Source organism: Pseudomonas cremoricolorata DSM 17059 = NBRC 16634, from assembly GCF_000425745.1.
Lineage (GTDB): Bacteria > Pseudomonadota > Gammaproteobacteria > Pseudomonadales > Pseudomonadaceae > Aquipseudomonas > Aquipseudomonas cremoricolorata.
Genome location: NZ_AUEA01000014.1, coordinates 59,743 through 81,301 on the forward strand (window position 1 = coordinate 59,743; position 21,559 = coordinate 81,301).

Annotated in this window: 19 protein-coding genes; 11 read left to right on the plus strand and 8 right to left on the minus strand. The window is 64.5% G+C overall.

Annotated features, from left to right (window positions below):
• Window positions 1-139 precede the first annotated feature (139 nt).
• Window positions 140-1,423, plus strand: a complete 1,284-nt coding sequence (locus H618_RS0116330) for an NAD(P)/FAD-dependent oxidoreductase (protein WP_028696087.1) — start codon at window positions 140-142, stop codon at window positions 1,421-1,423.
• A gap of 42 nt (window positions 1,424-1,465) precedes the next feature.
• On the opposite strand, the gene H618_RS0116335 is transcribed toward H618_RS0116330, so the two are convergent.
• Complete coding sequence (locus tag H618_RS0116335) at window positions 1,466-2,146, minus strand: hypothetical protein (protein ID WP_028696088.1); 681 nt, start codon at window positions 2,144-2,146, stop codon at window positions 1,466-1,468.
• A 210-nt stretch (window positions 2,147-2,356) separates the two neighbouring features.
• Between H618_RS0116335 and H618_RS22965 the strand changes: the two genes are divergently transcribed.
• The gene (locus tag H618_RS22965) at window positions 2,357-2,524 is read left to right on the plus strand and encodes a hypothetical protein (RefSeq protein ID WP_169338838.1); all 168 of its coding nucleotides are present in this window, start codon (window positions 2,357-2,359) and stop codon (window positions 2,522-2,524) included.
• Window positions 2,525-2,617: 93 nt separating this feature from the next.
• On the opposite strand, the gene H618_RS0116345 is transcribed toward H618_RS22965, so the two are convergent.
• The gene (locus tag H618_RS0116345) at window positions 2,618-3,370 is read right to left on the minus strand and encodes a TerC family protein (protein ID WP_028696089.1); all 753 of its coding nucleotides are present in this window, start codon (window positions 3,368-3,370) and stop codon (window positions 2,618-2,620) included.
• 135 nt (window positions 3,371-3,505) lie between these two features.
• Between H618_RS0116345 and nhaR the strand changes: the two genes are divergently transcribed.
• The 3 genes from nhaR to H618_RS0116360 all read left to right on the plus strand — a co-directional run bounded on the left by nhaR (window position 3,506) and on the right by H618_RS0116360 (window position 6,418).
• A complete protein-coding gene (nhaR, locus tag H618_RS0116350) occupies window positions 3,506-4,402 on the plus strand; it encodes a transcriptional activator NhaR (protein ID WP_028696090.1) in 897 nt (298 codons plus the stop codon).
• A gap of 74 nt (window positions 4,403-4,476) precedes the next feature.
• Window positions 4,477-5,688, plus strand: a complete 1,212-nt coding sequence (gene sstT / locus H618_RS0116355; RefSeq protein ID WP_028696091.1) for a serine/threonine transporter SstT — start codon at window positions 4,477-4,479, stop codon at window positions 5,686-5,688.
• A gap of 82 nt (window positions 5,689-5,770) precedes the next feature.
• Window positions 5,771-6,418, plus strand: a complete 648-nt coding sequence (locus H618_RS0116360) for a YceH family protein (RefSeq protein WP_028696092.1) — start codon at window positions 5,771-5,773, stop codon at window positions 6,416-6,418.
• A gap of 8 nt (window positions 6,419-6,426) precedes the next feature.
• Here H618_RS0116360 and H618_RS0116365 read toward each other — a convergent pair whose 3' ends face one another.
• The 4 genes from H618_RS0116365 to H618_RS0116380 all read right to left on the minus strand — a co-directional run bounded on the left by H618_RS0116365 (window position 6,427) and on the right by H618_RS0116380 (window position 12,370).
• Window positions 6,427-8,235 carry a glycoside hydrolase family 15 protein gene (locus tag H618_RS0116365; RefSeq protein WP_028696093.1) on the minus strand — a complete coding sequence of 603 codons (1,809 nt, stop codon included), beginning with the start codon at window positions 8,233-8,235 and terminating at the stop codon, window positions 6,427-6,429.
• Window positions 8,236-8,425: 190 nt separating this feature from the next.
• On the minus strand, window positions 8,426-9,919 hold the full coding sequence (gene zwf / locus H618_RS0116370) for a glucose-6-phosphate dehydrogenase (RefSeq protein WP_028696094.1): 1,494 nt from the start codon (window positions 9,917-9,919) through the stop codon (window positions 8,426-8,428).
• On the minus strand, window positions 9,919-10,938 hold the full coding sequence (gene gnd / locus H618_RS0116375) for a phosphogluconate dehydrogenase (NAD(+)-dependent, decarboxylating) (protein ID WP_281169478.1): 1,020 nt from the start codon (window positions 10,936-10,938) through the stop codon (window positions 9,919-9,921). Before gnd ends, zwf begins: the two co-directional genes overlap by 1 nt.
• Window positions 10,939-11,023: 85 nt before the next feature.
• Window positions 11,024-12,370, minus strand: a complete 1,347-nt coding sequence (locus tag H618_RS0116380; protein ID WP_028696096.1) for an aminotransferase-like domain-containing protein — start codon at window positions 12,368-12,370, stop codon at window positions 11,024-11,026.
• A 170-nt stretch (window positions 12,371-12,540) separates the two neighbouring features.
• Here H618_RS0116380 and H618_RS0116385 point away from each other — a divergent pair, with 170 nt between their 5' ends.
• The 6 genes from H618_RS0116385 (at window position 12,541) to H618_RS0116410 (ending at window position 18,854) form a co-directional block, all read left to right on the plus strand.
• Window positions 12,541-13,251 carry a serine O-acetyltransferase gene (locus H618_RS0116385; protein WP_028696097.1) on the plus strand — a complete coding sequence of 237 codons (711 nt, stop codon included), beginning with the start codon at window positions 12,541-12,543 and terminating at the stop codon, window positions 13,249-13,251.
• Entirely contained in the window at window positions 13,248-14,039 is a 792-nt protein-coding gene (locus H618_RS0116390; RefSeq protein WP_028696098.1) for an alanyl-tRNA editing protein, read from the plus strand. Before H618_RS0116385 ends, H618_RS0116390 begins: the two co-directional genes overlap by 4 nt.
• Entirely contained in the window at window positions 14,036-15,247 is a 1,212-nt protein-coding gene (locus H618_RS0116395; RefSeq protein ID WP_028696099.1) for an MFS transporter, read from the plus strand. The genes H618_RS0116390 and H618_RS0116395 overlap by 4 nt, the downstream gene beginning before the upstream one ends.
• Window positions 15,244-16,170, plus strand: a complete 927-nt coding sequence (locus H618_RS21805) for a pyridoxal-phosphate dependent enzyme (RefSeq protein WP_050577329.1) — start codon at window positions 15,244-15,246, stop codon at window positions 16,168-16,170. The genes H618_RS0116395 and H618_RS21805 overlap by 4 nt, the downstream gene beginning before the upstream one ends.
• 401 nt (window positions 16,171-16,571) lie before the next feature.
• On the plus strand, window positions 16,572-17,744 hold the full coding sequence (locus H618_RS0116405) for an acyl-CoA dehydrogenase family protein (protein ID WP_161628455.1): 1,173 nt from the start codon (window positions 16,572-16,574) through the stop codon (window positions 17,742-17,744).
• Between the two features lie 9 nt (window positions 17,745-17,753).
• Complete coding sequence (locus H618_RS0116410) at window positions 17,754-18,854, plus strand: sigma-54 interaction domain-containing protein (protein WP_028696101.1); 1,101 nt, start codon at window positions 17,754-17,756, stop codon at window positions 18,852-18,854.
• A gap of 15 nt (window positions 18,855-18,869) precedes the next feature.
• Here H618_RS0116410 and H618_RS0116415 read toward each other — a convergent pair whose 3' ends face one another.
• Together H618_RS0116415 and H618_RS0116420 are read right to left on the minus strand one after the other, a co-directional pair.
• A complete protein-coding gene (locus tag H618_RS0116415; protein ID WP_342663843.1) occupies window positions 18,870-20,282 on the minus strand; it encodes an MFS transporter in 1,413 nt (470 codons plus the stop codon).
• Window positions 20,279-21,490, minus strand: a complete 1,212-nt coding sequence (locus tag H618_RS0116420) for an acyl-CoA dehydrogenase family protein (RefSeq protein WP_028696103.1) — start codon at window positions 21,488-21,490, stop codon at window positions 20,279-20,281. Before H618_RS0116420 ends, H618_RS0116415 begins: the two co-directional genes overlap by 4 nt.
• Between the last annotated feature and the right edge of the window lie 69 nt (window positions 21,491-21,559).

Genomic DNA, 21,559 nt, shown 5'->3' on the forward strand with positions numbered 1-21,559 from the left:
TGAATCCTAATCACTTTCTGTACCAGCACGGGCGCTCCCGTGCCGTGTAGGATTTTTTACGCATGACTAGCAGGTGTTCATTATTGTTGATAGCATCCGCACATCCGTTAAAAATATAAAACACGAGGTCTTCCCCGCCATGGCTGACACCCGCTACCCACAGTCCTACTACGCCGCCTCGGCCAACCCGGTGCCAGCTCGTCCAGCGCTGCAAGGGCAGGTGGAAACCGATGTGTGCATCATCGGCGCCGGCTATACCGGCCTTTCAAGCGCGCTGTTCCTGCTGGAGAACGGCTTCAAGGTTACCGTGCTGGAAGCGGCCAAGGTCGGCTTCGGCGCCTCCGGGCGCAACGGCGGGCAGATCGTCAACAGCTATAGCCGCGACATCGATGTCATCGAACGCACGGTCGGCGCCCGTCAGGCGCAGCTGCTGGGGGAAATGGCGTTCGAGGGCGGCCGTATCATCCGCGAGCGCATCGCCACCTACGGCATCGATTGTGACCTTAAAGATGGCGGCGTCTTCGCAGCGCTGACCCCCAAGCAGATGGGCCACCTGGAAGCGCAAAAACGCCTGTGGGAGCGCTATGGCCACACTCAGCTGGAACTGATGGACCAGTCGCGTATTCGCCAAGTGGTCGCCTGTGACAACTACCTGGGCGGCATGCTCGACATGAGCGGTGGGCATATCCACCCGCTCAACCTGGCCCTCGGCGAAGCCGCCGCGGTGGAGTCGCTGGGCGGCGTCATCTACGAGCAAAGCCCGGCGATTCGTATCGAGCGCGGCGCAAGCCCCGTGGTGCATACCCCGCAAGGCAGCGTTCGCAGCAAGTTCATCATCGTCGCCGGCAACGCCTATCTGGGCAATCTGGTGCCAGAGCTGGCGGCCAAGTCGATGCCGTGCGGCACGCAGGTCATCACCACCGAACCGCTGGGTGAAGAACTGGCGCGCAGCTTGCTTCCGCAGGACTACTGCGTCGAAGACTGCAACTACCTGCTCGACTACTACCGCCTGACCCAGGACAAGCGGCTGATCTTCGGCGGCGGTGTGGTGTACGGCGCGCGTGACCCGCAGAACATCGAAGCCATCATCCGGCCGAAGATGCTCAAGGCCTTCCCGCAACTGAAGAACGTCAAGATCGACTACGCCTGGACCGGCAACTTCCTGCTGACGCTGTCGCGCCTGCCGCAGGTCGGCCGGATCGGCGACAACATCTATTACTCTCAAGGCTGCTCGGGCCATGGCGTCACCTACACGCACCTGGCGGGCAAGGTGCTGGCCGAGGCCCTGCGCGGCCAGGCCGAACGTTTCGACGCCTTCGCCGGCCTGCCGCACTACCCGTTCCCAGGTGGGCAACTGCTGCGCGTGCCTTTCAGCGCCCTGGGCGCCTGGTACTACAGCCTGCGCGACCGCCTCGGCTTCTGACCCGACCTGGCCGGGGCAACTACTGCCCCGGCCCCCTCCCCATCATTCCTGCAGGCGGCGCACGGCTTGTCGTGCAGCCACTTCCTGACCATCACGGGCCAGATCTTCGGCGCCTTTGAGCCAGCGCTCGCGGTCGACATTGGCGGGCAACTGCCGCGGCGGTTGCAGCAATACCGCCCAGCTGCCCTCCTGACGCCAGGCCTTGTCGAAATCGGCGAAGTCGACCAGACGCCTGCGATCCATGCCTGCGCGCAGCAGCACGCGCTTCTTGTAGCGGTCGTAGCCGACCAGCACCGCATAGCGCGGCTCGGACCAGAAGCTCGAGCCTTCCTGATAGCGCAGCAGCACCGGGTTACCCGCGGCCACCTGCACCAGCAAGGCTTCCAGGCGTTTGTCCAACGGATACACCACCAGGCCGTATTCACGGGCCACGCGGGGAATGGCGGTTTGCAACTGATCGACCTGCTCCGGCAGGCCGAGGGGTTTGTCCAGCAGGCCCGGGGTAATGTTCACCCCTTGCTGGGACAGCAGGGTCGCCAGGGCCAAGGCGCCACCGTGGTAGGCGTTGCCGCGGAAGAACGGCACGCCGCTGATCTCGACGCGCTGCGCCAGGTCTTTGGGCAGGGCCGGTGGTGCGCTGGAGCAGCCCGCCAGGCTGGTGGCCAGCAAGGCTGCCGCCAGGCCAAGGCGCAGGTGGCGGGCGATGAATGAACGCTGCGGCATGGTTTCTCGCTTGTCTCAACGCCTGGCCGACGGTGCTCAGGCTCGGTCCACGATCATAGGCGGCGCAAGCGCCACGGTATACCCCGCAGCGCACGCGCAACGAGGCGTCGGCGTCATAGGACCATCGGTCAATTGAACGTCATCAACGGCAGGCTAGACTTCAGGTGTATCAGCGCTGCACGCCCGGGCAGCGAAGCCGAGGAGCCGACCATGAGTCTGACGATGGCAATCATTCTGCTGATAGGCATGTGGACCAGTGTTGCGCTGGCGATGCTGTGGGGCGTACTGCGCATCCTGCGCCGTCATTCACCTACCCCCACCCGTCCTGCCGCCCTACCCCGCACGCAGCGCGTGCGCTTGAAGAAAGCTGGGGTGTAGGTTCAAACCTGTGAGGTGTTAACGGACCTTTCGCGGCTCAAGCCGCTCCTGCAAAGGCCGTGCAGGAGCGGCCTGGGCCGCGATATGCCTCGCTCAACCTTCGCTGGCTTCGCGCTTGAGACGGGCGCGTCGGGCCATGATGTTGAGCACCTCGATCAGCGTCGAGAACGCCATCGCCGCGTACACGTAGCCTTTAGGCACATGAGCACCAAAGCCCTCGGCGATCAGGGTCATGCCGATCATGATCAAGAAGCCCAGGGCCAACATCACCACGGTCGGGTTGTCGTTGATGAACTTGGCCAGCGGGTCGGCGGCGACCAGCATCACGATCACCGCACTGATCACCGCGATGATCATGATCGGCAGGTGTTGGGTCATGCCCACGGCGGTGATGATGCTGTCGATGGAGAAGACGATGTCGAGCAGCAGGATCTGGAAGATCGCCGCACCAAAGCCCAGGGTAACCGTCGAACCGACTTTGGATTCTTCCTTGGCGCCGTGCGGGTCGACGTTCTCGTGAATCTCTTTGGTCGCCTTCCACAACAGGAACAGGCCACCGGCGATGAGGATCATGTCCTTCCAGGAGAACGCGTTGCCCAGCACCTCGAACACCGGCTCGGTCAGCTGTACGATCCACGCCACGGTGCTGAGCAGCGCCAGGCGCATCACCAGCGCCATGCTGATACCCACCCGCCGCGCCTTGGAACGGTAGGCCTCAGGCAACTTGTTGGTGAGGATGGAAATGAAGATCAGGTTGTCGATACCCAGGACGATTTCCATCGCCACCAGCGTGGCGAGGGCAACCCAGGCAGCTGGGCTTGAAGCGAGTTGCAGCAAGTAATCCATCAATCGAATCTCGGAGTAGTAGTCGGGCGCACTGGCAGGCGCGTGATCACCGGGCATCCTAGCCTGACAAAAACATCAGGAAAATTCGTTTTTTCAGCGGCTATACTTCGCTTTTTACGAACTGTTACATCGACCATGCTCAATTACCGTCAACTGCACTACTTCTGGGTGGTCGCCAAGACCGGCAGCATCGCCCGCGCCAGCGAACAGCTGAACCTTACCCCGCAAACCATCAGCGGGCAGATCAGCCTGTTCGAACAAACTTACAACATCGAGCTGTTTCAGCGCGTCGGTCGGCAACTGGAACTGACCGAAAGCGGTCGGCAGACGCTGGGTTACGCCGAGCAGATGTTCCAGATCGCCAGCGAGCTGGAAACCGTGCTTCGCGCGCAACCTGAAGAGCAGCAGATTGTATTTCGTGTTGGGGTGGCAGACATGGTGCCCAAGTCGATCGTCTATCGCCTGCTGGCACCGGCAATGGCGCTGGAGGGCGTACTGCGCATCAGTTGCCGGGAAGACAAACTCGAACGCTTGCTCGCCGATCTTGCGATCCAGCGCCTTGACCTGGTCATCTCCGACAGCCCGATGCCCAGCCACCTGGACATCAAAGGCTTCAGCCAGAAACTCGGCGAATGCGGCCTGAGCTTCTTCGCCGCGCCGGCGCTGGCCGCGCGCTTGTGCGGCGACTTCCCGGCGTGCCTGCACAACGCCCCGCTGCTGATTCCGGGGCAGGACACCATGCTGCGCAGCCGCCTGCTGCGCTGGCTGGCCGAGCAGCAATTGCAGCCGCGGATCATCGGTGAGTTCGACGACAGCGCACTGATGCAGGCCTTTGGGCAATCGGGCAGCGGCCTGTTCGTCGCGCCCAGCGTCATCGCCGAGGAAGTCTGCCAGCGCTGCGCGGTGCAATTGATCGGGCAGACCGACGCGGTCACCGAAGCCTTCTATGCAATTTCAGTGGAACGCAAGGTCAAGCACCCCGGCATCGTCGCCATCACCGAGAGCGCGCGGCATCAGCTGTTTCAGTGGTAGCACTGCCCGGTCACGGGGCAAACGCTGTGGTAGAGTCCGCCGCCTATTTCCGAGGCCTCGAGGCACCGCTGCACATGTCTGCTGTATTTCGCCTGCTGAACCGCACAAGCCTGGTCACCCAGATCGTCATCGGCCTGCTCGCCGGCATCCTCCTGGCCGTGCTGGCGCCCAGCGTCGCGGTCAACCTGACCCTGCCCGGCACCGTGTTCATCTCGGCGCTCAAGGCGGTGGCGCCGATTCTGGTGTTCGTGCTGGTGATCGCCTCAATCGCCAACCACCAGCAGGGTCAGCAGACGCACATCCGGCCGATCCTCTGGCTGTACCTGCTCGGTACGTTTTCCGCAGCCGTAGTGGCAGTGGTTGCCAGCATGCACTTCCCCTCGACCCTGGTGCTCAATGCCGGTGACGCCGGCCTGAGCGCCCCAGGCGGCATCAACGAGGTGCTGCAGGGCTTGCTGATGAGCGCAGTGGACAACCCGGTCAGCGCGCTGGTCAACGCCAACTTCATCGGCATTCTGACCTGGGCAATCGGCCTGGGCGTGCTGCTGCGCAAGGCCGGCAAGGCCACCCGCGGCGTCGCCGATGACCTGTCCAAGGCCATTACCGACATCGTGCGAGTGGTGATTCGCTTCGCCCCGCTGGGCATCTTCGGCCTGGTCAGCTCGACCCTGGCCCAGGCCGGCTTGCAGGCGCTGCTGGGCTACCTGCACCTGCTCGGCGTACTGCTCGGCTGCATGCTGTTCGTGGCCCTGGTGGTCAACCCGTTGATCACCTGGTGCATGATTCGCCGCAATCCGTACCCGCTGGTGCTGCTGTGCCTGCGCGAAAGTGGCATCACCGCGTTCTTCACCCGCAGCTCGGCGGCCAACATCCCCGTGAACCTGGCGCTGTCGGAAAAGCTCGGCCTGCACGAAGACACCTACGCCGTATCGATCCCGCTGGGCGCGACCATCAACATGGCCGGCGCTGCCATCACCATCACCGTGCTGACCCTTGCAGCGGTGCATACCCTGGGCATCGCGGTCGACCTGCCGACCGCTGTGTTGCTCAGCGTGGTGGCATCGATCTGTGCCTGCGGCGCCTCGGGCGTTGCAGGCGGCTCGCTGCTTTTGATTCCTCTGGCCTGCGGGCTGTTCGGCATCCCCAACGAGGTGGCCATGCAGGTGGTGGCGGTCGGCTTCATCATCGGCGTGGTGCAGGATTCGGCAGAAACCGCGCTGAACTCCTCAACCGACGTGGTCTTCACCGCCGCCGCCTGCGAAGCCATGGCCCGGCGCAGCGCCTGACGCCCCGCTGCCCGCGCTCGGCATTTGCCTGGGCGCGCGGCGCGTCCTACCCTAGTGGCCTTTTCATTGCAGAGAACGCGCCATGACCGACCAGCCCGTCACCGACGCCGCACGCCTCACTGACATCGAAATCCGCGTACTCGGCGCCTTGATCGAGAAGCAGGCGAGCAGCCCGGAAAGCTACCCACTGACGCTCAATGCCCTGGTGCTGGCCTGCAACCAGAAAACCAGCCGCGAGCCTGTGATGAATCTGTCGCCCGGCCAGGTCGGCCAGGCTTTGCGCGCCCTTGAAGCGCAAGACATGGCGCGCTTGCAGATGGGCAGCCGCGCAGATCGCTGGGAACATCGCCTCGACAAGGGCCTGGAGCTGGTGCCGGCGCAGCTGACGCTGATGGGCCTGATGTTCCTGCGCGGGCCGCAGACCCTCAACGAACTGCTCAGCCGCAGCAGCCGCCTGCACGCCTTCGAAGACCTCGATCAGGTCCAGCATCAGCTCGAGCGACTGGTCACCCGCGAACTGGCCCTGCACCTGCCACGCCAGGCCGGCCAGCGTGAAGACCGCTATACCCACGCACTGGGCGACCCGGCGCAGATCGAAGCGATCATCGCCGCGCGCCAGCATGGCGCAGGTGAAGGCCGCAGCGCTTCAGGCGTGTCCGAAGATCGCCTGGAAGCGCTGGAGGCGCGTATCGCCGCACTGGAGGAGCGTCTGGCCCTGCTGGAGGGCTGAGACACCCCTCACTCGCTGCGACTGGCGCGGTCGCGCACCGGGCAGCGTGCCTGCAGGTTGAGCGCGGTGTTGATGATGCCGATGTGGCTGAACGCTTGGGGGAAGTTGCCGAGCATGCGTTTGGCCTTGGGGTCGTACTGCTCGGCCAGCAGGCCGACATCGTTGCACAACCCCAGCAGGCGCTCGTACAGGGCCTGGGCCTCGTCGCGGCGCCCGAGCAGCACGTAGACATCGCACAGCCAGAAGGTGCAGACGAGGAACGTGCCCTCGCCCGCAGTCAGTCCGTCGGCACCGCTGTCGGTGTCATAGCGCATCACCAGGCCTTCGTGCAGCAGGCGCTGCTCGATCTGCTCGAGGGTGCGCAAGAAGCGTGAGTCATCGGCCGGCAAGAAACCCGTCAAGGCGATCTGCAACAGGCTGGCGTCCATTTCCTTGGAGTCATACGCCTGGACGAAGAACTGCCCGGTCGGGTCCAGGCCGCGCTCGCAGACCTCGCGACGAATCTCGTCGGCCACGTTGCGGTAATGCTGACTCTGCTCGGTGTCCTGCTCAGTGTCTTGTTCGGTACTTTCCGCCAGCAGCGCGGCGCGGTCGAAGGCGACCCAGGCCATGACCTTGGAATGCACGAAGTGTTGCTGACCTCCGCGGACTTCCCAGATACCTTCATCGGGGTCGCGCCAGATGGTTTCCAGATACGGCAGGATCAGCCGCGAAATCGCCGCACTGCGCGGGTGCCGCGGCAGGCCGGCCTTGATCGCCTGGGCCATGGCATCGGCCACCTCGCCATAGATGTCGAGCTGGTGCTGGTTGGCGGCGGCATTGCCGACCCTTACCGGCTGCGAATGCTCGTAACCGGCCAACCATGGCAGCGTGTATTCCTGCAAGTCGCGCTCACCGGCCAGGCCATACATGATCTGCATCTGCTCGGGGTTGCCGGCCACCGAGCGCAGCAGCCATTCACGCCAGGCCTGAGCCTCTTCGATGTAGCCCAGGTTCATGAAGGCGAACAGCGTCATGGTCGCGTCGCGCAGCCAGCAATAGCGGTAGTCCCAGTTGCGTTCACCGCCGAGGCGTTCGGGCAGCGAGGTGGTCACCGCTGCGACGATGCCGCCGGTGGGCGCGTAGGTCATGGCCTTGAGGGTGATCAGCGAACGCCGCACCTGGGCGCTGTAGGGGCCCACCTCCGGGCAGCGACTGGCGAAGGTCTGCCACTGGTCGATGGTTTCTTTCAGCGCCGCCTCGACATTGCAGTCTGGCTCGATGGGCAGGTGTGAGCGCTGATGGCGCAGGCTGAATGTCTCGCGCTGGCCGGCACTGACGCGAAAACGCGCCACGGTGTGGTGGTCGGCGGCATGCGGCGCCACGCTGCTGCACAGAATCACCCGATCAGGCCCGGCCACCGCGCTCAGCGTGTGTGGGTCGAGCATCTCCACCCAGGGGACGCTGCGGCCATAGTCGAAACGCAGCACCAGGTCCATTTCGAAGTTCACCTCGCCGCTCAGCCCCTCGACGATACGCACCACCGAATTGGTTTCGGTGAGCGGCATGAGGTCGAGTACGCGGGCGCTGCCAGTGGCGGTGACATAGGTGGTTTCCAGCACCAAGGTGTCGTCCAGGTAACGCCGTTCGCTGTGCTCGACCGAGTCGCACGGGGCGATCCGCCAGCGGCCGTTCTCTTCGTTGCCGAGCAGGCTGGCGAATACCGCCGGGGCGTCGAAACGCGGCAGTGACAGCCAGTCCAGCGAACCATTGCGATTGACCAGGGCAGCGCTACGGCAGTTGCCCAGCAGGGCATAGTCTTCGATCAAAGCGGGCATCTCATGTCCTTGGTAGCGGTCAATTGGGAATCGCGGTTGTTCCAGGCTCACATTCGGTACTCACCCCGAATGCTGTGAACGGCATGGGTGGGGACTGCTTCGCAGTTCATCGCGGCTAAAGCCGCTTGTACAAGATGTGCACCACCCGTAGCGATTGGGCCGCCCAGCGCCCCGATTGCCTGAACGGTGCTCAACCGAGGGTATGCCACTCACGGTGATCGCGGCCAAGCAGGTCGTTGCCGGCCTCCGGTCCATCCTCCCCCGCCGGGTACTCGTGAACCTCGCCGCCGCTGGCCCAGGCATCGAGGAACGGCTGCACTGCGCGCCAGCCGTTTTCGATGTTGTCGGCGCGCTGGAACAGGGTTTGGTCACCGGTCAGGCAGTCGTAGATCAACGTCTCGTAGCCGGTGGCCGGGCTCATCTTGAAAAAATCCTTGTAGGCAAAGCCCAGCTCGACGTTCTCCATCACCAGCTCCGGCCCAGGACGCTTGGCTTGCAGGTCGAACCACATGCCTTCGTTCGGCTGGATCTGGATCTTCAAATAGTTGGGCTTGGGCTGGGCCAGCTCCATGTCGCGGAACTGCGCGTAGGGCGCCGGTTTGAAGCAGATGGCGATTTCCGTGTCGCGCACGCTCATGCGCTTGCCGGTACGCAGGTAGAACGGCACGCCGGCCCAGCGCCAGTTATCGATCATCACCTTGAGCGCGACGTAGGTTTCGGTCTGGCTGTCTGGGTCGACATTGGCCTCGTCGCGGTAGCCCGGCAGGCGTTTGCCGGCGACGTACTGCCCGCGCACCGAGTTCTTCAGCGCAAGCTTGGGCGTCCACGGGCGGATGGCCCCCACCACTTTGGCTTTCTCACCGCGCACCGCATCGGCGCCGAAGGCTGCGGGCGGCTCCATGGCCACCATCGCCAGCAACTGGAACAGATGGTTGGGGACCATGTCGCGCAAGGCCCCGGTGTTGTCGTAGAAGGCGCCGCGGGTTTCCACGCCGACGGTTTCCGCGGCGGTGATCTGTACGTGATCGATGTAGTGGTTGTTCCAGAACGACTCGAACAGCCCGTTGGAGAAACGGCTGACGAGGATGTTCTGCACCGTTTCCTTGCCCAGGTAATGATCGATGCGGTAGATCTGCCGCTCGTCCATGACCTTCAGCAAGCGGGCGTTGAGCGCCTGGGCACTGGCCAGATCGGTGCCGAACGGTTTTTCCACCACCACCCGGCGAAAACCGCCGGATGACTCATCGAGCAACCCCGCCTCGCCCAGACGCTGGGCGACTTCGGGAAAGAAGCGCGGCGAGGTGGCGAGGTAGAAGATGGCATTGCCGTGGGAGGTCTTGGCGATGCGCTGGGCGATCGCCTGGTAGGTGGCCGGGTCGAGGAAATCACCGGTCTGGTAGTCAAGACGCTTGGCAAGCTTGGCCCACAGCGCTTCGTCGAGGGTCTTCGGCGCGCCCTCACCGCCCTTGTCGCGCTCGGTGAGGAAATCGTGCAGACGCTCGGCGAAGCCTTCGGCGCTGACCTCGTTGTGGTCGACGCCGACGATGCGCAGGTTGCGGTCGAGCAAGCCATCGCGGCTCAGGTTGTACAGCGCGGGCATCAACAGGCGTTTGACCAAATCACCGTTGGCGCCAAACAAGAACAGCGTGCAGGGCGGAGCAGCAGGCGTCTTGGTTTTTTTCATCAGCTTTTCTTCTCGACATGACCACCGAAGCCCAGGCGCATGGCCGACAGCACCTTGTCGCCGTACGTGCCCTGCTGCTGACGCGAACGGAAGCGGGCGAACAGGGCGCTGGAAAGCACCGGCACCGGGGTCGCCTGCTCGACGGCAGCATCGACCGTCCAGCGCCCTTCACCGCTGTCGGACACCGAGCCGCTGAACTGCGACAGCTGCGGATCGGCTGCCATGGCATCGGCGGTGAGGTCGAGCAGCCACGAGGTGATGACGCTGCCACGACGCCAGACTTCGGCGATTTCCGGCAAGTTGAGGTCGAAGCGCTGCGCCTCTGGCAGTTCATCGCTGCCCTTGCTGCGCAGCAGGTCGAAGCCCTCGGCGTAGGCCTGCATCAGACCATACTCGATACCGTTGTGAACCATCTTCACGTAGTGCCCGGCGCCGGGTGGGCCGGCGTGGATGTAGCCGTGTTCGGCGCGCTGGTGCTCGCCTTGCAGGCCATGGGTACGTGGAATGTCGCCGACGCCTGGGGCCAGCGCTGCGAACAACGGCTCGAGACGCTCGAACACATCACGCTCGCCGCCGATCATCATGCAGTAGCCACGTTCCAGCCCCCACACGCCGCCGGAAGTGCCGACGTCCAGGTAATGCAGGCCACGCTTGGCCAGCTCGGCAGCGCGGCGCATGTCGTCTTTGTAGAAGGTGTTGCCGCCATCGATGATAGAGTCACCAGGCTCGAGCAGATCGGCCAGTTGCGCGATGGTCTGCTCGGTCGGCTCACCGGCCGGCAGCATGACCCACACCGCACGCGGCGCCTGCAACTGTTGCACCACGGCGGCAAGATCGGCAGCGCTGAGCGCGCCTTCGCCGGCCAGGGTGTTGACTGCGTTGTGGTCGCGATCGTGTGCGACCACTTCATGCCCAGCGCGCATAAGCCGTCTTGCGATGTTGCCGCCCATGCGGCCCAAGCCGACGATTCCTAATTGCATGTGCTGGTTGCTCCTACGTGATTTGAATGACAAGACCATGAAACCTTTGCAGATTAGTCCAGCGCGCTGGCCGAGGGTTCAGCAGGCGCCGATGTTTGCTTGATGAAGAATGATACGAGTGAGATCAGGATGGCTTGACCGTGAAGTGCTGAGCCACCGCCTGGGAAAAGTGCGTGCAGTTGATGCGCGCATAGCGCTGGTAGTCACGCCCCACGGCGAACGCCGAGCCGGGCATGAGCAGTATCTTCTGTTGTTCGAGGCGCGCGATCAGCGCTTGCAGGTTGGCAAGCTCGGGGTGATAGGCCCAGATGAACATGCCGCCCTGGGGCTCGATGTCGAAGCGCCAGCCGCGTTCGAGTAGCAGCTTCTGCGTCTGTACCTGCTGGCTGATCAGGCGCTGCTGGACATCCTTCATGTGCCGGGCGTAGGTGCCGTCGGACAGAATCGTGTTGACGAAGCGTTCGCAGAACGCCGGCACCGCCACGCAGGTGAGCAGTTTCAGGCGCGTCAGTGGCTCGATCAACTCCTGCGCGCAGGCGATGTAGCCGACCCGCAGCGAAGCCGACAGGCATTTGGAAAAACTGCCGATGTAGATCACCCGTTCCAGGTTGTCCAGCTCGGCGAAGGTCTGCCGTACGCCTGGGCTGAAGTCGCCATAGACATCGTCTTCGACCACATAGAACTCATGCTCGATGGCCAGACGCAGCACCTTGAAGGCGTTGTGCGGGCTGATGTTGCCGCCGGTGGGGTTATGGAAGGTGCTGTTGCAGAAGAACGCCTTGATCTTGTGCGTGGCCAGGTGCGCCTGCATGGCTTCGATATCAGGCCCGTCCTGGGTGCGCGGAATGCCGATGACCTGGCCGCCAGCCAGTTGAATCAGGCGAATCAGATTGCCGTTGCCCGGCTCGTCGACGAACACCTGATCGCCGGGCTTGAGCAGCAAGCGGGCGATGAGGTCGAGCGCCTGGGTGGCGCCCAGGGTGGTGATGACCTGGCTGGGCCGGGCATCGACGCGGGTCTGACGCTTCATGTGCACGCACAACTGCTTGCGCATCGGCAGGTGACCCAGGATATCGCCGTACTCGGCCAGCGAGCTCTGCTCTAGCCGCGCGGTGCGGCGAATCGCCTTGGCCAGCGAGTCGGTGTCGCGCCATTCAGGCGGCAGCCAGCCGCAGCCGAGCTTGGTGTAGTGCTGGCCGCCTTGCAGCAGCTTGAACAGCGGGTCGCCGTCCATGCTCTGCGGGTCGTGGCTGACGGCGATCTGCGCCGCGCGGCTGGTGACGAAGTAACCGCGCCCGGCAAAGGCGGTCAGCTCTCCCTCGCTGACCAGCCGCGCATAGGCGGAAACGGCGTCGTGATAACTGTGCCCGGCGGCTGCCAACTTGCGAATCGATGGCATGCGCTGCCCGGCCAGCCACTCGCCATCGGCCAGACGCTGCTTGAGGGAATCGTAGAGGGCGTTGGTGCTCATCGCGGGGTCTGTCAGCCGTTAGGAAATAAAGCCTAACAGTTACCTGGAAACGATGTCGACTGTTCGTTTTCATCCGCAGGAATAGTGCCATTATTTCTTTCGTACTGAACGCCAAGTTCAACAACTTCCGCGCACCACGCCAAACAACCAGACCACTGGAAAGCGAAACTATGGCCCATATGGACATACAGACTTCTGCGACCGCTCGACTTCCAGTTCATTACGAGCAGGAGTCATTCAAACTGGTCAGAAACTTGCTCACTGCGGCACTTCTGGAATGTTGTTCGCCGCAGGAATATTCCCTGTTCGCCGACACAGACATGCTTGAAGTGGTGGCCGACCAGTGCCATGACGACTTGCTCGCCTTTGCCGCGAAAGATCCGGCAGCCGGTTTCGATCCGGTGTTCATCGCCCGCACTTACACCTCTTATGCCGCCGTGTTGCATTACCGCCTGGCGCATCAGATCACCCAGACCGGCGGCAACTCGGCTGCCTACGAGCGCAGCCTGGCGGCGATCATCTCGCGCCGCGGCAAGATGCTCTCGGGCGCTGAAATCCACTGCCGCGCTCGCATCGGCGCACGCTTCATCATCGACCACGGCGTGGGCACGGTGATCGGCGAAACCTCGGTCATCGGCGATGACTGCTACATCCTCGGCGGCGTCACCCTGGGCGCCCGCGGCATCAGCCAGAACCCTTGCGGGGCCAGGCATCCGCGCATCGGCGACCGGGTCCAGATCGGCGCCTTCAGCAGCGTTCTGGGCCCGGTACAGGTCGGCAACGATGCCTTCATCGGTCCCGGCTGCATCATCAGCAAAGATGTACCGGCACGCGCCAAAGTTCACGTTAAAACCGCCTTACAGATGGTATTAGAACAATGAACGACTTACTCAACCATGAAGTACTGCGCACTACCGAGAAACTCTATTATCAGGATCAATACCTGACTGCCGCTGACACTCATGTGACCCGCGTACATGCCGACGCACTGGAACTCGATAGTACCGTCGCCTATCCCGAAGGCGGTGGCCAGGAAGCCGACTTCGGCGCTATTGAATTGCCCATCGGCACGTTGCGCTTTATCTGGGCGAAAAAACTGTATGGCACACCGATTCGCCTGGAAGGCTTCAAGGGCGGCAAGTTGGGCGGAATCATATTGCACATGATTCACCCCGAAGACCTGCACTTGCTCGAACAGGTCACTGCAGGCATGCCGGCCCGCGTGTGTATCGACGCCGAACGCCGTGATCGACTGACGGTGTCGCACAGCGCCAGCCACTTCCTCTACGCCGCCGCCATCGCCGTGCGCCAGGAACTGGAACAGTGGACCATCGGTTGCCATATCAAGGAAGACGGCGCGCGCTTCGATTTCCTCGTCGAAGAGCCGTTCAGCGCCGAAGACGTGCGCGAAATCGAGCGCCGCGCCAATGAGCTGATCGCCTGGCAGGACGCCATCGAGAACACCGCCGTGCAGGGTTTCGAAGACGCCCGCCTGTGGTCGTACCGTGGCATCGAGATTCCCTGCGGAGGCACGCACCTCAACTCGCCGCAGCGCATCGGCCGCCTGCACGTGCGGCGCAAGCGCCTGGGCAAGAGCAAGGAACGCCTGATGTGCGAATTCCCCGACGCCGCGATTGATCTGTCGGCCTACCGGGAGCACCGCGCATGAGCCAGACATTGCCCCGCCGCACCTACCTGTATTTCACCGCGCAGTCGATCAACCTCACCACTGCGGTCATGTCGGTGACCATGGCGGCGATCGTCGGCTCGGCGCTGGCCCCTGCCGCGCAATGGTCCACCCTGCCCTACGGTGTGCAGTTTCTCTGCGTGATGCTCGCCACCTATCCTGCGGCGAAGCTGATGAGCCGCATTGGCCGCAGGCCCGCATTCATCCTCGGCGCCCTGCCGCTGATCGTTTCTGGGGTGAGCGGCTTCTTCGCCGTCGAACACCAGCAATTCGCCCTCTTGGTGCTCAGCCACGCGGCGCTTGGGGTGTACATCGCCTTCGCCAACTTCAACCGCTTCGCCGCCACCGACAACCTGCCCGCGCTGCTCAAGCCCAAGGCACTGTCGCTGGTGGTCGCCGGCGGGGTGGTCGCGGCGGTGGTCGGGCCGACGCTCACCGAACTGCTGCGTGAGGTCGCGGGGTATTCGCTGTTTTCTCTGTGCTACGCCGCCTTCGTCGGCCTGGCCATGCTGTCGCTGCTGATCGCCCTGTGCCTGCCTGACAGCGCCCCGAGCGAGCCGGCCGCACAGCCCACGGCGAACGCCACGCCGGTTGCAGCCCCAGCGCTCAACCCTACGCTGCTCACGGCAATGGCCGTGGCTGCGGTGGGCTACGGGGTGATGAACCTGCTGATGATCCAGGCCTCGATGCACATGCAGCACATGCATGAGGATTTCTCTGACGTGCGCCTGGCGATCCAGTGGCACGTGATCGCCATGTTCGCGCCGTCGTTCTTCACCGGGGCGATCATCGAGCGACTGGGGTTGCGCACCACCATTTGCAGCGGCCTGGCGATGCTCATCGGTTGCGCGCTACTGAACATGACCAGCCAAGGCTATGCCGCCATGACCGTGTCGCTTGTCATCCTCGGCCTTGGCTGGAACCTCACCTACGTCGGCGGCGGCGCGCTGCTGGCGCAAGCCCTGCAGAACGCCCCCGGCGCCATGCAGATGCAAGGCAAGAACGACCTTGCCATCGCCATCTTCGCCACCCTCGGCGCCTTCACCCCGGCCGTGCTGCTCAGCAGCATCGGCTGGGTCGGCACCAACGTCCTGTGCCTGGTGCTCTGCGCCGTGCTGCTGATTGCCGCAGTGCTGGTGCTGCAAGCCAGGCCACAGCCCCATTACGCCTCGATGAGCAGCGGCAAATGAGCAAGCTGATCCGCACCCGTGAACGCCTGCTGACCAAGCTGGAACTGCACAACCCTGGCGGCAGCCACAAGTACCGCGCTGCCCGGCACATCATCGACAGCGCAGTGCGCAACGGCGATATCGTGCCAGGCCAGACCACGGTGATCGAAAAGACCGGCGGCAACTTCGGCTTCGGCCTGATCGCCGCCTGCCACCGCTACGACATTGCCGTGGAACTGGCGGTCGGGTTGGGCTTCAGCAAGACCAAACGCGAACTGCTGGAATGCTTCGGCGCCACCCTGATCGGCAAGGACATGCTGCTCGAAGGCGCCTCGCCCAAAGAGGTGGTGCAGCACCATCTGCAGCATCAGGCCAACCACGGCAAGTCGTACTTCTATACCGACCAGTTCAACAACCCGGTGGGCATCGATGCCCACCGCCACCAGACGGCCACGGAACTGGCCTGTCAGTTGATCAAGGCTCAGGCCGGCAAAGAGATCGTTTTCGTCGGTTGTGCCGGCACCGGCGCCAGCTTCACCGGTGTCACCCTCGGCCTGCGTGACCAAGGCTTCGATGTCGAAACCGTGCTGGTCGACCCGGCAGGCAGCGATTCGAAGGCCGGAACCTTCACCGATCATCGCTTCGAGGGCATGGCGGTCGGCGTCAGCCCACCGTTTCTGGAGTGGTCGCTGGTCGACCAGCACTGCACCGTGCAGCATGCGGAAATGCTCATGGCCCAGCGCCAGTTCTACATGCAAAGCGGCGTGTACGTCGGCAATACCGCAGCGGCCTGCCTGGCTGCCGCGCATCGCCTGATGCAGCAACCGCAGTATGCCGACACCACCGTGGTGACCCTCGCCTACGATGCCGGGCTGTGGTACCAGGACTTGCAGCAGTCGGTGGCCGAGGGTGTCGGCGGCCCCTGCGACCCGCGCTGCAGCTGATTGGCCTGGATGCGTGAGGGACCACGCGCCTAAAACAGGTTAAGGAATAAGAATATGAATTCTTATTCTTTTTTTGATAGCGCCAGTTTGGTTATAACTTCCCCCACTGCCTGACAGCCAACAGCTCAGCCGCTGTCTGCAGCGCAACAGTCGATCAACAGGTGTCGCTCAAGCAGCACCACAGCTTGTCCGCAGACGCCGCCAAGCCGTTGATATTCAGGAAGATTGCACAACGGCACGACGATTGCTCAAGCAAAGTCCCCTGCTCGATAGACCGGAGACTTGCCCATGAGCCCCCTGCTGAACCCTGCCCCCCAATCCCCCGGCATTGATCGCCCTCACCCTGCTCGCCTGGCTCGCCCAGCCTTCACCTGCCTGGGGAACTGCCAATGACTGCACCCTTGAACGCCACACGCCCGGCCCTTGCGGTGGCGCAGGAACTGGCCTCGCAGTTTGCCCAGACCGCGGTGGAGCGTGACGAGCGCGGCGGCACGCCGAAACTCGAACGCGACGCACTGCGCGCCAGCGGCTTGCTATCGCTGGCCATTCCCCGGGCCTTCGGTGGCCAGGGCGCTAATTGGCAGGAAACCTTCGAGGTGGTGCGCGAACTGGCCCGGGTCGACAGCTCCATTGCCCACGTCTTTGGTTTTCACCACCTGATGCTCGCCACCGTGCGGCTGTTCTCGCGCCCCGAGCAGTGGCAGCCCTGGTTCGAGCAGACCGCGCGCAAGCAGTGGTTCTGGGGCAACGCGCTGAACCCGCTGGACACCCGCACGGTGGTGCGCCACCACGACGGCTGGTATGAGTTTTCCGGGAAGAAGAGCTTCTGCTCAGGCGCCACCGACTCGGAAATGCTCATCGCCTCGGCGGTCGACGAACGCGCCGGCGGCAAGCTGTTGATCGCCGCCATTCCGAGCGGGCGCAGCGGCATCAGCCTGCACGATGACTGGCACAACATCGGCCAACGCCAGACCGACAGCGGCAGCGCCACCTTCGAGCGGGTGCGCGTCGAGCACAACGAACTGCTGCTCGACCCCGGCCCCTTGAGCACGCCGTTCGCAGCATTACGCCCGCTGATCGCGCAGCTGCATTTCGCCAACCTGTTTCTCGGAATCGCCGAAGGCGCGTTCGCCGAGGCCCGCCAGTACAGCCTCAAGGAGAGCCGTCCGTGGTTTCGCTCGGCAGCCAGCCAGAGCGCCGAAGATCCCTACCTGCTGCGCCATTACGGCGAGTTCTGGGTCGGCCTGGAAAGTACCCGCGCCCTCGTGGAACGCGCCGCGCAGCGTCTGGACCAGGCCTGGGCCAAGGAGCATGCGCTGAGCGCCGAAGAGCGCGGTGACCTGGCCGTAGCGGTCGGCACGGCCAAGGTCGCCGCCACCCGGCATGGCCTGGACCTGTGCAGCCGGCTGTTCGAAGTCACCGGCGCGCGCGCCACCCATGCCTCGCTGCGCTTCGACCGTCACTGGCGCAACCTGAGGACCCAAACCCTGCACGACCCCGTGGACTACCGCATCCACGAGCTCGGCGAATGGGCCCTGGCCGACAGGCGCCCTACCCCGTCCTTCTATTCCTGAGGAATGCCCATGCAACTGCTCACCTTGCCCCCGTCGCCGTCGCTGGCGACCTCGATCAGGGCCACCGCCCAGGTGTTCGAAGACCCGCGCTCACAGGCCTTGCTGGCGCACCTGCAACAGGTCGCACCGAGCGAAGCCAGCGTGCTGGTGATCGGCGAGACTGGCACCGGCAAGGAGCTGGTCGCCCGTCACATCCATAACCTCAGCGGCCGGCGCAATGGCCCGTTCATCGCGGTCAACTGCGGCGCGTTTTCCGAGTCGCTGGTGGAAGCCGAGCTGTTCGGCCACGAAAAAGGCGCCTTCACCGGCGCGCTGGCGGCCAAGGCCGGCTGGTTCGAGGAAGCCAACGGCGGCACGCTGTTTCTCGATGAAATCGGCGACCTGCCGTTGCCGATCCAGGTCAAGCTGCTGCGCGTGTTGCAGGAGCGCGAGGTGGTGCGCCTGGGCTCGCGCAAGAGCATCAAGATCAACGTGCGGGTGCTGGCGGCCACCAACGTGCTGCTGGAAAAAGCCATCAACGCCGGGCACTTTCGCGAAGACCTCTACTACCGCCTGAACGTCGTGACATTGCAGCTGCACCCGCTGCGCGACCGTCCCGGCGACATCCTGCCCCTGGCCCGGCACTTCATCCGCAGCTACAGCGAGCGCCTGGGCTATGGCCCGGTGGAGTTGAGTCAACGCGCCCAGGCCAAGCTTGTCGACTACAGCTGGCCGGGCAATATCCGTGAGCTTGAGAACGTCATTCACCACAGCCTGCTGACCTGCGGCGAAGGCCAGGTGCAGGCCGAGGATTTGCGGCTGTCGCACCTGCGCCTGGAGCGCCAGGAACAAACGCCCGCGCCACAGGGCGCCGAAGCCCTGCTGCAACAGGCCTTCAGCAGGCTCTATGAAGAGCAGCCCGGTGCCCTGTACGAAACGGTCGAGAACGCCCTGCTGCGCTCGGCCTACCATTTCTGCCATTACAACCAGGTGCACACCGCGCAACTGCTGGGGCTGTCGCGCAACGTCACCCGCACCCGGCTGATCGCCATTGGCGAACTGTTGGTGAACAAGCGTCGCGGGCCGCTGCCGCAGGTGGTCGATGAGCGCGTGGTGCGCCTGTCGATCTGAACGACGCGGTCGCGCTCAGGCGTGCAGACGGCGAAACACCGCCGCCGACAGCGCGCACAGGCACGCGCAGGTGAGCATCACCACGGCCACATCGGCCACCGACGTTTCGCTGCGCCCGTGCCACTGCGCCAGGCTCGCCAGCAGTACCCCGGCCAGGCTCACCGACATGGCCATGCTCAGCTGTACGGCCATCGCTGAAAGCGTACTGGCCGCCGCCGAGCGCTCCGCCGGCACGTCCTGATAACTGGCAGCGCCCATGGTCGAGAACTGCAGCGAGCGTGCCAGGCCGCTGGCAAACAGTACGCAGGCCATCAACCAGATCGGCGTATCGGCGGCAAAGCCTGCGCACAGGGCGATGCCCAGCGCGCTCAGCAGCGCATTGCCACTGAGCACCCGCCGGTAGCCGAAGCGGCGCACCAGCGGCACCGCCAGCAGCTTCATCAGCAGCGCCCCGACCCCGCCACTGACCACCAGCGCACCGGCCATCAGCGGGCTCATGCCCAGGCAGTTCTGCAACAGCAACACCAGCAGAAACGGCTGCGCCGCCGAGCCAAGCCTGAACAGTGCACCTGCCGCCTGCACCACGCCGAAACTGCGCAGGCGCAGCAACGACAGCTCCAGCAGTGGAGCAGGATGACGCCGCGCGTGCAGCAGATACGCCGCAGCGCCCAGTACACCCGCCGTCAACAGCGCCAACGACCAGATCGCAGGCAGTTGCACCAGCGATTCCAGGCCGAACACCAGCAGCGCCAGGGCACCACCGCTGAGCAGCAGGCCGCGCACATCCAGCGCCGGCACCGGGCGCGGGGGATAGTCCGGCACATAACGCACGATCAGCCAGGCCCCGACCAGACAGATCGGCAGGTTGATCAGAAAGATCCAGTGCCACGACAACAGCGTCACCAGCAAGCCGCCGAGCAATGGCCCGAGCAGCGGCCCCACGAGTGCCGGCAGGGCCAGCCAGGACATCGCCTGCAAGAGTTGCTCGCGGCTCGACCCGCGCAGGATGATCACCTGCCCCACCGGGGTCATCAGGGCCCCCGCGGCGCCTTGCAGCATGCGTCCCAGGCACAGTTGCCACAGGTTTTCGGCCAGGGCGCAGGCCAGCGAGGCAGCGGTGAACAGGGCCATGGCGCAGAGCATCACCTGGCGCGGACGGAAGCGCTCGGCGGCCCAGCCGCTGATCGGCAGGCACAGAGCCAGCGCCAGCATGTACAGCGACACCACCCAGTTCATGCGCAGGCTGGGCTCGGCAAAATCGGCGGCCATCTGCGGCAGCGCGGTCAGCACCGCGGTGCCGTCGACCAGCTCCATGAACAACACGGCGCCGATGATCAGCGGCACTGTCCGTGGATGGCGTCGAGCGTGTTCATGCACCTGGGCTGGGGCCTGCACTGGCGCTGGGGTTGGCACTGGCAGAACGCTCAAAACAGCCCCGAGACAGGGGGCCGGGTGCCCTTGAGGTGCCAGGCGCCGACCACTGCCGCCTTCCATTGCCGCGGGTTGTGGTTGGCCACCGTGCGTGCGTTGCGCCAGTGTCGGTCGAGGTTGTGCTGGCGCCCGGTGGTCGAGGCCCCGCCGACCTCGAACAGGTTTTCTGCGGCCTTGAGCGCCAGCTCGGCGGCCAGGTACTGGGCCTGCGCCACTTCGAGGGCGGCCTGCTCCACCGCAGCCTCGGCAAGGCCGCTGGCCCAGGCCCGGTCGATGGCCGCGGCGGCCTTGAGCACCAGCGCCTCGGCGGCATAGGCGCGGGCGGCGATATCGCCCACGGCAAGTTCCACATAAGGGTCATCCACCGAGCGGCTGGCGCTGCTGTGCTTGATCGGCCGCGCGTGCTCGCGGGCAAAGGCGCTGGCATCGCTCAGCGCATTGCGGGCGATACCGGCCAGCACGGTGCCGAGAAACAGCTGCAGAAACGGCGTGACCACGGTGCGCGAACCTTCCTCGACGGTGCGCGGGCGAATTTCGTCGGCCTTGACCCGAACATTGTGCAAATGCGTGGTGCCGCTGGCGGTCAGGCGCTGGCCCATGGCGTCGAAATCATCCAGCAGCTCCAGGCCCTCGCGCCCCCGCGGCAGGATGAACGACACCGGCAGCTCGTGCTCATCCAGCGCCACCGCACTGACGTAGTCGGCGAACAACGCGCCGGTGCTATAGAACTTGCTGCCGCTGGCGCGAAAATCCTCGCCCTCGCGCACCAGCCGCGCGGCGATGGCGCCATTGGCGCCGCCCAGCTCCCAGCCGGCATTGCCGATCACCGCGCCTTCGAGCAGGCGGGCGAACCAGCGCTCGCGCTCGGCCTCGGCGTTGGCGTCGGTGGACGCCAGCAAACCCTCGACGAAGGCCAGCCCCGGGCGCAGCGCCTGGGCGACGTTGGAATCGACCGCGGCAATGCCCAGCAGCAGCTCGATGACATCACTGACGCTGCCGCCCGGACCGCCATGGCGAGCCGGAATGCGCACCGTGTAGACCCCGGCCGCAGCCAGTTGGGCAATCGCCGCATGGGGCAGCTGGCGTTCACGTTCACGTTGCGCGGCGCCAGCGCCAATGGCCGGCAACAGTGCGCTGACGCGCGCCTTCAGCGTGGCGACATCGGCAGCCGGTGGCTGGCTGGGAAAGCGTTGAAAAGTGCTCATGTTTCAGTCCTTTGCTCAGGGCATCGAGGGCGGCGCCAACAGCGCTGCAGGGTTCGCCCGCCCGGTGTA